Source organism: Bradyrhizobium sp. UFLA05-108, from assembly GCF_059803455.1.
The window spans coordinates 73367-87335 of sequence record NZ_JBANAZ010000021.1 but is presented as its reverse complement, the minus strand read 5'-3'; the positions used below and the strand labels follow the sequence as shown (position 1 = coordinate 87335).

Here is a 13969-nt window from a genome sequence, read left to right as displayed (position 1 = left end):
AGGATTTGAAAATGGCAACGAGTGCAGCGACACACGGCGATCACGCCCAAGACCACGCACACGACGATCACGCCCATCCGACCGGATGGCGGCGGTACGTCTATTCGACCAACCACAAGGACATCGGCACGATGTACCTGTTCTTCGCGGTCATCGCCGGCATCATCGGTGCTGCGATGTCGATCGCGATCCGCGCCGAGCTGATGTATCCGGGCGTGCAGATCTTCCACGAGACCCACACCTACAATGTGTTCGTGACCAGTCACGGCCTGATCATGATCTTCTTCATGGTCATGCCCGCGATGATCGGCGGCTTCGGCAACTGGTTCGTGCCGCTGATGATCGGTGCGCCCGACATGGCGTTCCCGCGCATGAACAACATCTCGTTCTGGCTGCTGCCGGCCTCCTTCGCGCTGCTCCTGATCTCGACCTTCGTCGAGGGTGAGCCGGGCGCCAATGGCGTCGGCGCGGGCTGGACCATCTACGCGCCGCTGTCGACCACGGGGCATCCGGGCCCGGCCGTCGATTTCGCGATCCTGTCGCTGCACCTCGCCGGTGCCTCGTCGATCCTGGGCGCGATCAACTTCATCACCACGATCTTCAACATGCGCGCGCCGGGCATGACCCTGCACAAGATGCCCCTGTTCGTCTGGTCGATCCTGGTGACGGTGTTCCTGCTGCTGCTGTCGCTGCCGGTGCTCGCGGGTGCGATCACCATGCTGCTCACCGACCGCAACTTCGGCACCACCTTCTTCTCGCCGGACGGCGGCGGCGATCCGGTGCTGTTCCAGCACCTGTTCTGGTTCTTCGGCCACCCCGAGGTGTACATCCTGATCCTGCCCGGCTTCGGCATGATCAGCCAGATCGTGTCGACCTTCTCGCGCAAGCCCGTGTTCGGCTATCTCGGCATGGCCTACGCCATGGTCGCGATCGGCGGCATCGGCTTCGTGGTGTGGGCGCACCACATGTACACGGTCGGCATGTCCTCGGCGACGCAGGCCTATTTCGTCGCTGCGACCATGGTGATCGCGGTGCCCACGGGCGTGAAGATCTTCTCGTGGATCGCCACGATGTGGGGCGGCTCGATCGAGTTCCGCGCACCGATGCTCTGGGCAGTTGGCTTCATCTTCCTGTTCACGGTCGGCGGCGTCACCGGCGTCGTGCTGGCGAATGCCGGCGTCGACCGCGTGCTCCAGGAGACCTACTACGTCGTCGCGCACTTCCACTACGTGCTGTCGCTCGGCGCGGTGTTCGCGATCTTCGCCGGTTGGTACTACTGGTTCCCGAAGATGACGGGCTACATGTACAACGAGGCGCTCGCGAAGCTGCACTTCTGGGTCACCTTCATCGGCGTCAATCTGGTGTTCTTCCCGCAGCACTTCCTCGGCCTGTCGGGCATGCCGCGCCGCTATGTCGACTATCCCGATGCGTTCGCAGGCTGGAATTACATCTCGTCGATCGGCTCGTACATCTCGGGCTTCGGCGTGCTGATCTTCCTCTACTGCGTGTTCGACGCGTTCGCCCGTAAGCAGGAGGCGGGAGCCAATCCCTGGGGGGCCGGCGCAACCACGCTGGAGTGGACGCTGCCCTCGCCGCCGCCGTTCCACCAGTTCGAAGTGCTGCCCCGCGTTCAGTAAGCAACCCTTCGCCGCGGCGCCTTTGATGGCGCCGCGGCTCTATCACGAAGCGAGTAGGTTTAAGTGTCGGTCCTCGATCAGAACGCCATCGATATCAGGATCTCCGAGGCGGAGGTCGGCGACTACATCGCGCTTTTGAAGCCGCGGGTGATGTCGCTCGTGATCTTCACCGCGCTGGTCGGGCTGATGATGGCGCCCGGGCATTTCCATCCCGTGCTCGCGATCACCTCGCTGCTCTGCATCGCGGTCGGCGCCGGCGCATCCGGTGCGTTGAACATGGCGCTGGAAGGCGACATCGACGCCAAGATGTCGCGCACGGCGAACCGACCAATCCCGCGCGGACGCATCACCAGGCCCGAGGCGATGGCCTTCGGCATGACGCTCGCCTTCTTCTCGGTGATGACGCTCGGCATCCTCGTCAACTGGATTGCGGGCGCGCTGCTCGCCTTCACCATCTTCTTCTACGTCGTGATCTACACCCTGCTCCTGAAGCGCTGGACCACGCAGAACATCGTGATCGGCGGTGCCGCCGGCGCGCTGCCGCCAGTGGTCGCCTGGGCCGCAGTGACCGGCACGGTCGACGTCGAGCCGCTGCTCCTGTTCCTCATCATCTTCTTCTGGACCCCGCCGCACTTCTGGGCGCTGGCGCTGTTCCGCTCGGACGACTATGCCCGCGCCGGCATCCCGATGCTGCCCAACGTCGCCGGCCCCGACGCGACGCGGCTGCAGATCCTGCTCTACACCGTCGTCCTGATCGCGGTGGCTGCGGCGCCCTGGGCGCTCGGTTATTTCGACTGGATCTACGGCGTCACCTCGCTGGTGCTCGGCGCCGGCATGCTGGTGCTCGCCATCAACGTCTATATGCGGCGCGAGCGCAGCCAGTCGCTGCGCGCGACGCGCAAATTGTTTGCTTTCTCCATTCTTTATCTGTTCGCGCTGTTCGCGACCCTGCTTGCCGAGGTCGTGTTCCGCGCCGTTGCTCCGATGGTAGGGGGCGCATGACGCTGGCATGCCCGACAAACCCGAGCCAGATGGAATCGTCCTCACCGAGGCGCAGAAGAAGAGCCGCCGTCAGCGCTCGATTGCGATCGCACTCGCGCTCGGCGTGCTCGTGGTGCTGTTTTTCGCGGTCACCATGGTCAAGGGACCAGCGGTGCTAGTTCGGCCATTGTAGGAAAGATGGATCAGAAGCCGACCATATCGCGGGATGAGAGCCGGAGGGCCACGAAGGGACGCGGTCTTTTCAATGGCCTCTTCAGTGGCCTTGGCCGCGACGCACTGGTCGCCTCGATCTGCGGCGGCGTGGTCGCGCTGATGGTCGGTGCCTCCTATGCGGCCGTGCCGTTCTACAATTGGTTCTGCCGCGCCACTGGCTTCAACGGCACCACCCAGGTCGCGACCGCGGCGCCCGCCACCGGGCCGATCGCGCGCAAGATCGCGGTGCGCTTCGATTCCAATGTCGCGCCGGGCCTGCCTTGGAAGTTCGAGCCGGAGCAGACCGAGATCGAGGTCAATATCGGTCAGGTCACGACCATCTACTACACCGTGACCAACCAGGCCGCGCGCACCACCGCAGGCCAGGCGGCCTACAATGTCGCGCCGCTGACGGTCGGGTCCTATTTCCAGAAGATCAACTGCTTCTGCTTCACCGAGCAGACCATGGCGCCCGGCGAGAAGCGGGAGATGCCGGTGGTGTTCTATGTCGATCCGTCGATTATCGATGACCACGACAATGACGGGCTGGGTACGATCACGCTGTCCTACACGTTCTATCCGGTGCGCGAGCCGGCGGTGAAGCCGCTTGCAGCGGGCGAGGACGACAAGCGCAAAGGCAATCTTTGATCGCCGGGCTCACCTCCGGGGATTGGAATCAAAGGGGATAAGTGCCTGACAGGCACGGGCTAAGGAGAGAGACGGAAATGGCGACCGCGCAAGGCAAGCATCACGACTATCACCTGGTCGATCCGTCTCCGTGGCCGGCCGTCGGCTCGGTCTCGGCCTTCATCATGGCACTCGGCGCGATCGCCTGGATGCACCACATGTTCGCGGCAGCGCCGATCATCTTCGGCGTCGGCACCGTGGGCGTGCTCTACACCATGGCGAGCTGGTGGGGCGACGTGATCAAGGAAGCCCAGTACAAGGGCGATCACACCCGCGTGGTGCAGATCAGCCACCGCTACGGCATGATCCTGTTCATCGCCTCCGAGGTGATGTTCTTCGTTGCCTGGTTCTGGGCCTTCTTCAACTCGTCGCTGTTCCCGGCCGACCCCGTCCACGCCACGCGCGACGCCGTGTTCGGCTGCGGCCTTGGCACCCAGATGGGCGCCTGCAGCGTGCCCGGCACCTGGCCGCCGCACGGCATCGAGACGTTCGATCCCTGGCACCTGCCGCTGCTCAACACCCTGATCCTCCTGACCTCGGGCACCACAGTAACCTGGGCGCACCATGCGCTGCTGGAGAACGATCGCCAGGGCCTCAAGTACGGCCTGATCCTCACCGTGCTCCTGGGCGCGACCTTCACCTGCGTGCAGGCCTATGAGTACAGCCACGCAGCCTTCTCCTTCGCTGGCAACGTCTACGGCGCGACCTTCTTCATGGCGACCGGCTTCCATGGTTTCCACGTGCTGGTCGGCACCGTGTTCCTGCTGGTGTGCCTGGCGCGGGCCTATGCCGGTCACTTCACGCCGAAGCAGCACCTCGGCTTCGAGTTCGCCGCCTGGTACTGGCACTTCGTCGACGTGGTCTGGCTGTTCCTGTTCATCTGCATCTACGTCTGGGGACGCGGCGCCGAAACCATGGCCCACGGCGCGCATTAAACGCTGGTCGATCGTGATATAAAGGGGCGGCCTTAGCGGCCGCCCCTTTTGCTTAAGGTATGGAGAGGGGAAGGAAAGTGCATGACCGAGTATCCTCCCACCACCGTTCTCCAGAGCGCGATGCGCGGGCTTGCCTGCAAATGTCCGCGCTGCGGACGGGGCAAGCTCTATACTGGCTTCCTCGCGCTCGCACCGTCATGTGAGGTCTGCGGCCTCGATTACGCCTTCATCGACTCCGGCGACGGGCCGGCGATCTTCATCATCATGCTGGCCGGCGCCATCGTGGTGGCCTGCGCGCTGATCGTCGAGGTCAAGTACCAGCCGCCGTTCTGGCTGCATGCGGCGCTCTGGCTGCCGCTGATCCTGGTCACTACGCTTTTGCCGCTGCGGTCGATGAAATCGCTGTTGATCGCGCTGCAGTTCCATCACAAGGCGGCGCCGGGCCGGCTGGTCGATCGCGCGAAATGAAGGGGACCGCGACGCGCCGCCGCGGCGTGGCGGGATTTGCCCTGTTCACGCTCGCCATGATCGCAGCCTTCATCGCGCTGGGTGTCTGGCAGTTGCAGCGCCGCATCGCTAAGCATGAATTGATCGCAGCGCTGACCGAGCGGCTTGCAGCGCCGCCCGTTGCGCTGCCGTCGCCGGCACAGTGGAGCACGCTCAACGCGGCTAACGACGAGTTTCGCCGCGTGAGCCTCACGGCGACCTACGCGCCGCTTCCCGACGCCATGGTCTACAGCTCCGGTTCGGCCGTGCGCAGGGATGCCGCCGGTCCCGGCACCTGGGCCTTCCTGCCGGCACGGCTGCCGACCGGCGAGATGATCGTGATCGATGCCGGCTTCGTCGAAAATACGATGCAGGAGCGCTCCGTCGAGGATCGTGCTGTAACCAAGCTCGTCACCGGCGGGCAGGTCGCGCTCACCGGATACTTGCGCTTTCCGGAAGCGGCGGGCTGGCTCACGCCCGGGGAGAACCGCACCAAGCGGCTGTGGTTCGTTCGCGATCAGCATCTGATGGCGAGTGCACTCGGCTGGGGTGCAGTCGCACCGTTCTACATCGATCTGGAACAGCCTGCGCCCGAGAACGGTGTCCCGCGTCCCGGATCGCTCGACGTGCATCTCCGGGATGACCACCTGCAATATGCCATCACCTGGTTCACGCTCGCGGGTGCAGTGCTGATCGCGTTCGGCGTGTGGGTGAGAGGCCGGCGGCGGAGCTGATCCGGCGCGGAACCGGAATCTTCCGGGCTTTACCATTCAGCGTCCATTCACGACTGTGGCCATAAGCCGCCGCGAAACGAATTCGCGTGAACAGATCGGGATGGATGCGTTGAGTGACTTCGACCAGATGGGCATTGTCGTCGACTGGCTGGACGCCTGTCGCAAGGGCGACCTCAGGTCGCTGATCGATCTCTATACCGATGATGCCAGCCTCGAATGCCAGTGCGGGGGCACGCATCTCTACCGCGGCCGCAGCGAGCTCGAAGCCTATTGGGGATCGCGGCTTGGCGCACTCTCCTCTGCCGGATTCGGGCTCGAGGACATCAGCCCCGCGCCGCAGGGCATCGAGCTCGAATATTCGATTGCCGGCTCGTTGCGCATCCGCGCCAGCTTCGGCTTCAGCGCCGATGGCAAGATTTCCCGGACCATTTGCGCGCCGGCCCGGCAGAATCCAATGGACTGCTCTGCGTGCTAAAACGTGGCGACGATTCATCCCAATTGCATTGCACTTTCGCGGGGCGCGACCCCGCGCTGCCAAATATGCAGGCGGGCGCAGCCAGACGCACGCAGGGTCTTCCCCATTTAGTTAAATTCTAACGCAGGTGGTATTTTCGCTCTTTCCATTTGTTCCCGCTGGCGTATCTGTTTGGGAAAGCGAGCGAGACCAATGCAAGACATCGTCAAGCCGGCTACGCGGATATTGATCGTCGACGACCACCCGGTCGTCGTATTCGGTTGCAGGTCGCTGTTCGCGTCAGATCACTCGATCCGGATCGATGAGGCCAGTGACGCAAAGTCCGGCCACCGCGCCTTCGTCAGCAAGCGTCCCGACGTCACCCTCATCGACATCAGCCTGCCCGACGTCTCCGGCTTCGAGCTGATGCGTCGTATCCGCAAGGACGATCCGGACGCCAAGATCATCATGCTCAGCACCAACAACGATCCGGCCTTCGTGGTCCGGGCGGTCGAGATGGGCGCGCAGGGCTATGTCTCCAAGGGCGACGACATCAAGATCCTCGTCAAGGCGGTGCGCAAGGTCGCTGCCGGTGACAATTTCATCTCGCCGCAGCTCGCGGAGGCCGTGACCTTTTCCAGCGCGGCGATCAAGGCCAACCCGGCCTCGCAGATGACGCCGCGGGAATTGGAAATCCTGCGGCTGCTGGGGCGCGGCGACAAGATCGTCGAGGTCGCCGAAGCCCTCGGCATCTCCTACAAGACCGTCGCCAACACCACGTCGCTGCTGAAGCAGAAGCTGGGCGCGAAAAGCCATTCCGACCTGATCCGGATCGCGGTGGCGATTGGGATGAACTGAGCTCGGTTCGTCCGCATCGAGCGGCTGCTTCGCCAGCGGCGGGAAAACATGGCAGGCGCACCACGCCGAGCTTCAAAGCAGGGTGCGATCGCGATCATCGCTTTGGAGCAAGCGGGAGAAGTTGGAACGTTCTCCGGGGCAAAGCGTTTTTGCCCTTGACGATGAGATGACACCCGACCACAAGCTCACGGCGAATGATTTGATGGGGCCATGGTTCGCGAACCGGCCTCCGAACGCGGATAAAACAGGTCTGCACACGTAACGACAGACCCTTCCAGGAGAGGGCTGCGGCATTGCCGCAGCCCTTTTTCTTGCGCCGCCTTTAGGCCTTGGGTGGCACGGGAAGCGGTTTCCCGATGCTGCAAAACGCTCTATGGTGCCTCCAGCTTGCTGCGGCAAAACAAAGTAACTTCATTGAAATCAAAGGTTTAGGCGTTCGGCCGGCCTTTGGAGGGCGGTTTGACTCGATATATCTCCACCCGGGGCGAGGCCCCCGAGCTTGGCTTCTGCGACGTGATGCTGACCGGGCTTGCCCGCGATGGCGGGCTCTATGTGCCGCTCGACTGGCCGCAGCTCTCACCAGAGATGATCGCCGGATTCTTCGGCCGCCCCTATTGGGAGGTCGCGGTCGACGTGATCCGCCCGTTCATCGGCGGGGAGATCTCGGATGCCGATCTCGGCCGCATGGCGAACGAGGCCTATGCCACCTTTCGTCACCCAGCCGTGGTGCCGTTGCGCCAGATGTCGCCGCATCAATTCGTGCTGGAGCTGTTTCACGGTCCGACGCTCGCCTTCAAGGACGTCGCGATGCAGCTGATCTCGCGGCTGATGGATCACGTCCTCGCCAAGCGCGGCCAGCGCACCACCATCGCGGTCGCGACCTCAGGCGACACCGGCGGCGCGGCCGTCGAAGCCTTCGCGGGTCTGGAGAATGTCGATCTCATCGTGCTTTTTCCGCACAACCGCGTCTCCAACGTGCAGCAGCGCATGATGACGACGACAGGCGCCGCCAACGTGCACGCGCTTGCCATCGAAGGTACGTTCGACGATTGCCAGGCGCTCGTGAAGGGGATGTTCAACCATCACCGCTTTCGCGACAATGTCGCGCTGTCCGGCGTCAACTCGATCAACTGGGCGCGCATCGTGGCGCAGGTGGTCTACTACTTCACCTCCGCGGTCGCGGTCGGCGCGCCGGCGCGGCAGGTCGATTTCACGGTGCCGACCGGAAATTTCGGCGACATCTTTGCAGGCTTCGTTGCCAAGCGCATGGGGCTTCCGGTGCGCACCCTGCGCATCGCCGCCAATGTCAACGACATCCTGGCGCGCACGCTCAAGACCGGAATCTACGAGGTGCGCGAGGTGCACGCCACCGCGTCGCCCTCGATGGACATCCAGATCTCATCGAATTTCGAGCGGCTGATGTTCGAGGCGAACCGGCGCGATGCGACCGGCGTCCGCCGGCTGATGGACTCGCTGAAGCAGTCGGGTCGCTTCGTGCTGCCGGATGCGACGCTCGCCGCGATCCGCGAGGAGTTCGACGCTGGCCGCGCGGACGAGACCGAAACCTCGGCTGCGATCCGTGCCGCCTGGCGCGAGGCCGGCGAGCTCGTCGATCCCCATACTGCGGTAGCTCTCGCCGTCGCCGATCGCGACACCACGGACACGACGGTGCCCAATATCGTGCTGTCCACCGCGCATCCTGCCAAATTCCCCGACGCGGTCGAGGCTGCCTGCGGCATGCGGCCGCAATTGCCGGCCTGGCTCGACGGATTGATGACCAAATCCGAACACATGAAGGTGATGAAGAACGATCAGTCCGAGGTGGAGCGGTTCGTGTTGTCGGTCAGCCGCGCCGCAAAGCAGGGAGTTGCCGGATGAGCGTCGAGATCTCCAAGCTTGCCTCCGGCCTCACCGTCGTCACCGACAACATGTCCCATGTCGAGACCGCCGCGCTCGGCGTCTGGGCCGGTGTGGGCGGCCGCGACGAAAAGCCGAACGAGCATGGCATCTCCCACCTGCTCGAGCACATGGCGTTCAAGGGCACGACCCGGCGCTCCTCGCGCGAGATCGTCGAGGAGATCGAGGCGGTCGGCGGCGACCTCAATGCCGGCACCTCGACTGAGACGACGTCCTACTACGCGCGGGTGATGAAGGCCGACGTGCCGCTGGCGCTCGACGTGCTCGCCGACATCCTCGCCAATCCCGCCTTCGAGCCGGAAGAGCTCGAGCGCGAGAAGAACGTCATCGTGCAGGAGATCGGCGCTGCGCAGGATACGCCCGACGACGTCGTGTTCGAGCATCTCAACGAGCTCTGCTATCCCGAGCAGGCGATGGGCCGCTCGCTGCTCGGCACCGCCAAGACGCTGCGCGGCTTCAACCGCGACATGCTGCGCGGCTATCTCTCCACGCATTATCGCGGCCCCGACATGGTGGTGGCCGCCGCAGGCGCGGTCGATCACCGTCAGGTCGTGGACGAGGTCGAGAAGCGATTTGCGAGTTTCGAGGCGACACCGGGACCGAAGCCGACGCCTGCGATGTTCGGCAAGGGCGGGGCGAAGGTGGTGCATCGCGAGCTCGAGCAAGCGCATCTGACGCTGGCGCTGGAAGGCGTGCCGCAAACCGACCAGTCGCTGTTCTCGCTCCAGGTCTTCACCAACGTCCTCGGCGGCGGAATGTCGTCGCGGCTGTTCCAGGAGGTGCGGGAGAAGCGCGGGCTGTGCTACTCGATCTACAGCTTCCACGCGCCCTATACTGATACCGGCTTCTTCGGGCTCTATACCGGCACCGATCCTGCGGACGCGCCTGAGATGATGGAGGTCGTCGTCGACATCATCAATGATTCGGTGGAGACGCTGACCGAGGCCGAGATCGCGCGTGCAAAAGCACAGATGAAGGCGGGCCTCCTGATGGCGCTGGAGAGCTGCTCATCGCGCGCCGAGCAGCTCGCGCGGCACGTGCTGGCCTATGGGCGGCCCCAGACGGTGCAGGAGCTGGTGGCCCGAATCGACGCCGTGAGCGTCGAATCGACGCGAAATGCAGCACGAGCGCTATTATCGCGGAGCCGCCCCGCGGTCGTTGCATTGGGCAGCGGCAGGGGTCTGGACACGGCGGTGTCTTTTGCGGAAGGATTGACCCGGGCGCGAGCCAAGGCGAGGCTCCACTAGGAGCTGTGCCGAGGGCTGATATCGCACCCCGGAAAGCATCACATGGCTCTTTTTCGCTTGCCGTCCAGTGGACCTGCCGCCCTCGCCCCACGTGGCAACGGACTGCTGTTGCGTGCGCCGCAGATGTCGGATTTCCTGCAATGGGCGCATCTGCGCGAGGGAAGTCGGGATTACCTGACGCCCTGGGAGCCGATCTGGCCCTCCGATGATCTCACCCGCTCGGGCTTTCGCCGGCGCCTGCGTCGCTATGCCGAGGATATCGCCGCGGACCGGTCCTATCCGTTCCTGATCTTCCGGGAACTCGACGGCGCCATGGTCGGCGGCATTACGCTAGCCAATGTCCGTCGCGGCATCGTCCAGGCCGGCACGATCGGCTACTGGGTCGGGCAGTCCTACGCCCATCGGGGCTATATGACCGCGGCGCTGCGGGTGTTGCTGCCGACCCTGTTCGGCGAGCTCAACCTGCACCGGGTGGAGGCCGCCTGCATCCCCACCAATGCACCGTCGATCCGGGTGCTGGAGAAGTGCGGCTTCTCCCGTGAGGGGCTGGCGCGCCGCTATCTCTGCATCAACGGGGTCTGGCAGGATCATCTGCTGTTCGGCCTGCTGCACGAGGATTTCCGCGGCTAACCAAGCCGAAACTTGCCTGTCGTGTTGCCTTATCGTGTGCCTTGGGTTCGCCGATTTTGGCGATATAACGCGCAGCAGGCCGGCGATCTGCCGGGATATTGTCATGGAGTATGGTCCCTTGAAGGTGAGAGAGCTTCGGTCCTCGCAGACCGCGCTGCGGCGAGGTCTGGTGATCGTACTGGTGTTGTCGATTGTGTTCGCGGCGGCTTCGCCTGCGACCGCGCAGTCGCTGACCGATCGCTTCAAGAACCTGTTCGGCGGGTCGTCGGACGAGCCGTCGGCGCAGACCCCGACGCCGTCGCCCGGCCAGCCGTCCGACGCCCAGACCGAGGTCGATTGCCCGCCGGTTACGGTGCGTGCGGGCGCGTCCACCTATGCCGTGGCCGTCTCCGGCAAGCAGGCGGTCGGCAACGACGTGCGCTACCAGGCCTCGATCACCAAGATGGCGCGCGAATGCGTCCGCAACGGCAGCGAGATCACCGCGCGGATCGGCATCCAGGGCCGTATCGTCGCGGGCCCGGCTGGTGCACCGTCGTCTGTGGAAATTCCGCTGCGCGTCGCGGTGGTGCAGGGCGGCGTCGGTGAAAAGGTGATCGGGTCGAAGGCCTATCGCACCACGGTGGCGATGTCCGAGGATGGCAGCGTGCCCTTCACTTTCGTCGCCGAGGACATGGTCTATCCGATGCCGTCGGCAGCGGCCGCCGATTCCTATATCTTCTACGTTGGCTTCGACCCGCAGGCGCTGTCGGGATCGTCGAAGGCGGCGCCGAAGAAGAAGAAATAGGCGGCGCCAAATAACACGCTGTCATGCCCCGGCTTGACCGGGGCATCCAGTACGCCGCGGCCTCTCCGTATCATTCACCGCCTCTGGAATACTGGATCGCCCGGTCGAGCCGGGCGATGACACCGAGACTTTCAATGGACCCAATCATTCAAACAAAAAAAGCCGGCGCTCATCGCGCCGGCTTTTTGATTTGTGAGGAAGCTCGCCTCAGTTCAGCTTCTGCCGAACCTCGGTGATGCCCTTGGCGAGCAGGTCGTCCGCGACCTGGCCCTTGACCGACTGCGACAGGATGGTGGAGGCGGCCTGAACGGCTGCCTCTGCCGCTGCGGCGCGGACGTCGGCGAGCGCCTGGGCCTCGGCGAGCGCAATCTTGCTCTCCGCGGTCTTGGTTCTGCGGCCGACGAAATCCTCCATCTTCGCCTTGGCTTCGGCCGCGATGCGCTCGGCTTCGGCTTTTGCATTGGCGATGATGTCCTCGGCCTCACGCTCGGCGGTGGCGCTGCGGGCCTTGTAGTCGGCGAGCACCTTGGCCGCCTCCTGCTTGAGCCGCAGGGCGTCGTCCAGCTCGGCCTTGATGCGCTCGGCGCGATGGTCGAGCGTGGTCAGCACGGTCTTGTGGATGCCGAGATAGCCGAAAACGACCATCAGGATCACAAAGGCGACGGCGACCCAAAATTCAGGTTCGAAGAACATCTCGACTAACCTTTCAGGGACGCATCGACCGCGGCGTTGACCGACGCTGCGTCGGGAACGACGCCCGTGAGCCGCTGCACGATCGTACCGGCCGCATCGGCCGCGATGCTGCGGACGTTGCCCATGGCGGTGGCGCGGGTCGAGGCGATGGTCTTCTCCGCCTCGGCGAGCTTTTTCGCCAATTGCTCTTCCAGAGTCTTGCGTTCGGCTTCCGCCTGCGCATTCGACTTTTCGCGGGTCTCGTTGCCGATCGCCTGGGCGCGCGAACGCGCCGAAGCGAGCTCGCCTTCATAGGTCTTCAGCGCGGCGTCGGACTGGTCCTTCAGCTTCTGCGCCTCGGCCAGATCACCGTCGATCTTGTTCTGACGTGCTTCGATCGCGCCGCCGACACGCGGCAGCGCAATGCGCGACACGATCAGATAGAGCGCGACGAAGAAGATCGCGAGCGACACCAATTGCGATGGAAAGGTGCTGCTGTCGAACGGCGGAAAGCCTCCGCCGTGGTGACCGCCCTCGGCCTCGGTGTGAGCATTGGCCTCCGGGCCTTTTGCCCCGCCATGACTCTCAGCCATGGAGATCTCCTGTTGCTGTCATGCGCGCGCCGCCCCGTAGGTCGGGCGGCGCGAACACCTCATCAGAGCGGAACGAACAGCAGAAGCAGCGCGATCAGCAGCGAGAAGATGCCGAGCGCTTCGGTCACGGCGAAGCCGAAGATCAGGTTGCCGAACTGGCCCTGGGCGGCCGACGGATTGCGCACGGCGGCTGCGAGGTAGTTGCCGAAGAGGACGCCAACGCCGACGCCCGCACCGCCCATGCCGATGCACGCGATGCCCGCGCCGATAAGTTTTGCTGCTGCCGGATCCATTTTTGACTCCTTGGAAGAAAGATTGGGTTGTGGGTGGATATTCCCCGGACCGCTCAGTGTCCGGGATGAAGGGCGTCGTTGAGGTAGATGCAGGTCAGAATCGCGAACACATAGGCCTGGAGGAACGCGACCAGAAGTTCGAGCGCGGTGAGCGCGACGGTAAGGGCGAGCGGCATCACGCCGCCGATCCAGCCGACAGCGCCGAGCGAAACGCCGAGCATAGCGACGAAGCCCGCGAATACCTTCAGCGCGATGTGGCCGGCCAGCATGTTGGCGAACAGACGCACGCTGTGCGAGACCGGCCGCAGTAGGAACGATAGGATCTCGATGAACATCACCAGCGGCAGGATGTAGCCGGGAACGCCGTGCGGCACGAAAATACTGAAGAATTTCAAGCCGTTCTTGTAGACGCCGTAGATCAGGACGGTGAAGAAGACCAGAAGCGCGAGCGTCGCGGTAATGATCAGCTGGCTCGAGACCGTGAAGGTGTAGGGGATGATGCCGATCAGGTTCGAGACGGCGATGAACATGAACAGCGAGAAGATCAGCGGGAAGAACTTCATGCCTTCCGCGCCGGCGTTGCTGCGGATCATGGTCGCGACGAATTCGTAGGAGATTTCGGCGACCGACTGCAGGCGGCCGGGAACGAGCTGCGTGCCGCTGGCGAGCATCAGGAGCGAGATCACCGCCACCGCCACCAGCATGTAGAGCGACGAATTGGTGAAGGCGATCGTGTGGCTGCCGATATGGCCGATCGTGAAGAGAGGCTCGATATTGAACTGATGGATCGGGTCGATTGTCATCCGCGCGGCATCTCTCGGTCTGCCGGGCAAGCCGGCTGGTCTCGG

The 13969-nt window shown here is 64.0% G+C and carries 17 protein-coding genes; 13 read left to right on the top strand and 4 right to left on the bottom strand.

Annotation, left to right across the window (positions count from 1 at the left end; translation table 11 throughout):
* The first annotated feature begins 11 nt into the window (after positions 1–11).
* The 13 genes from ctaD to SO140_RS17450 all read left to right on the top strand — a co-directional run bounded on the left by ctaD (position 12) and on the right by SO140_RS17450 (position 11563).
* Positions 12–1637 carry a cytochrome c oxidase subunit I gene (gene ctaD / locus SO140_RS17510; protein ID WP_449379149.1) on the top strand — a complete coding sequence of 542 codons (1626 nt, stop codon included), beginning with the start codon at positions 12–14 and terminating at the stop codon, positions 1635–1637.
* A 63-nt stretch (positions 1638–1700) separates the two neighbouring features.
* The gene (locus SO140_RS17505) at positions 1701–2639 is read left to right on the top strand and encodes a heme o synthase (protein WP_449379150.1); all 939 of its coding nucleotides are present in this window, start codon (positions 1701–1703) and stop codon (positions 2637–2639) included.
* Between the two features lie 7 nt (positions 2640–2646).
* Positions 2647–2811 (top strand): cytochrome c oxidase system small membrane protein, encoded by a 165-nt coding sequence (locus tag SO140_RS17500; protein WP_254102697.1) that lies wholly within the window; start codon positions 2647–2649, stop codon positions 2809–2811.
* Between the two features lie 5 nt (positions 2812–2816).
* Positions 2817–3479, top strand: a complete 663-nt coding sequence (locus SO140_RS17495) for a cytochrome c oxidase assembly protein (protein WP_449379151.1) — start codon at positions 2817–2819, stop codon at positions 3477–3479.
* A 77-nt stretch (positions 3480–3556) separates the two neighbouring features.
* Positions 3557–4453, top strand: coding sequence for a cytochrome c oxidase subunit 3 (locus SO140_RS17490; protein WP_449379152.1), 897 nt, complete (start codon positions 3557–3559; stop codon positions 4451–4453).
* 81 nt (positions 4454–4534) lie between these two features.
* Complete coding sequence (locus SO140_RS17485; RefSeq protein WP_449379153.1) at positions 4535–4921, top strand: DUF983 domain-containing protein; 387 nt, start codon at positions 4535–4537, stop codon at positions 4919–4921.
* On the top strand, positions 4918–5673 hold the full coding sequence (locus SO140_RS17480) for an SURF1 family protein (RefSeq protein ID WP_449379154.1): 756 nt from the start codon (positions 4918–4920) through the stop codon (positions 5671–5673). The genes SO140_RS17485 and SO140_RS17480 overlap by 4 nt, the downstream gene beginning before the upstream one ends.
* Positions 5674–5782: 109 nt before the next feature.
* Positions 5783–6148 carry a nuclear transport factor 2 family protein gene (locus SO140_RS17475; protein WP_449379155.1) on the top strand — a complete coding sequence of 122 codons (366 nt, stop codon included), beginning with the start codon at positions 5783–5785 and terminating at the stop codon, positions 6146–6148.
* A gap of 192 nt (positions 6149–6340) precedes the next feature.
* Positions 6341–6985: a response regulator transcription factor gene (locus tag SO140_RS17470; protein WP_449379156.1), complete on the top strand. Its 645-nt coding sequence runs from the start codon at positions 6341–6343 to the stop codon at positions 6983–6985.
* A 459-nt stretch (positions 6986–7444) separates the two neighbouring features.
* Entirely contained in the window at positions 7445–8863 is a 1419-nt protein-coding gene (thrC, locus tag SO140_RS17465) for a threonine synthase (protein WP_449379157.1), read from the top strand.
* Positions 8860–10149, top strand: a complete 1290-nt coding sequence (locus SO140_RS17460) for a M16 family metallopeptidase (protein ID WP_449379158.1) — start codon at positions 8860–8862, stop codon at positions 10147–10149. The genes thrC and SO140_RS17460 overlap by 4 nt, the downstream gene beginning before the upstream one ends.
* Before the next feature lie 42 nt (positions 10150–10191).
* The gene (locus SO140_RS17455) at positions 10192–10779 is read left to right on the top strand and encodes a GNAT family N-acetyltransferase (protein WP_449379159.1); all 588 of its coding nucleotides are present in this window, start codon (positions 10192–10194) and stop codon (positions 10777–10779) included.
* A gap of 103 nt (positions 10780–10882) precedes the next feature.
* Positions 10883–11563, top strand: a complete 681-nt coding sequence (locus tag SO140_RS17450; protein WP_449379160.1) for a hypothetical protein — start codon at positions 10883–10885, stop codon at positions 11561–11563.
* Between the two features lie 207 nt (positions 11564–11770).
* Here SO140_RS17450 and SO140_RS17445 read toward each other — a convergent pair whose 3' ends face one another.
* The 4 genes from SO140_RS17445 to SO140_RS17430 form a co-directional block, all read right to left on the bottom strand.
* Positions 11771–12256, bottom strand: coding sequence for a F0F1 ATP synthase subunit B family protein (locus tag SO140_RS17445; RefSeq protein WP_449379161.1), 486 nt, complete (start codon positions 12254–12256; stop codon positions 11771–11773).
* A 5-nt stretch (positions 12257–12261) separates the two neighbouring features.
* On the bottom strand, positions 12262–12828 hold the full coding sequence (locus tag SO140_RS17440) for a F0F1 ATP synthase subunit B (RefSeq protein ID WP_449379162.1): 567 nt from the start codon (positions 12826–12828) through the stop codon (positions 12262–12264).
* A 62-nt stretch (positions 12829–12890) separates the two neighbouring features.
* Positions 12891–13121, bottom strand: coding sequence for a F0F1 ATP synthase subunit C (locus tag SO140_RS17435; protein ID WP_027521425.1), 231 nt, complete (start codon positions 13119–13121; stop codon positions 12891–12893).
* Between the two features lie 53 nt (positions 13122–13174).
* A complete protein-coding gene (locus SO140_RS17430) occupies positions 13175–13924 on the bottom strand; it encodes a F0F1 ATP synthase subunit A (protein WP_449379163.1) in 750 nt (249 codons plus the stop codon).
* Between the last annotated feature and the right edge of the window lie 45 nt (positions 13925–13969).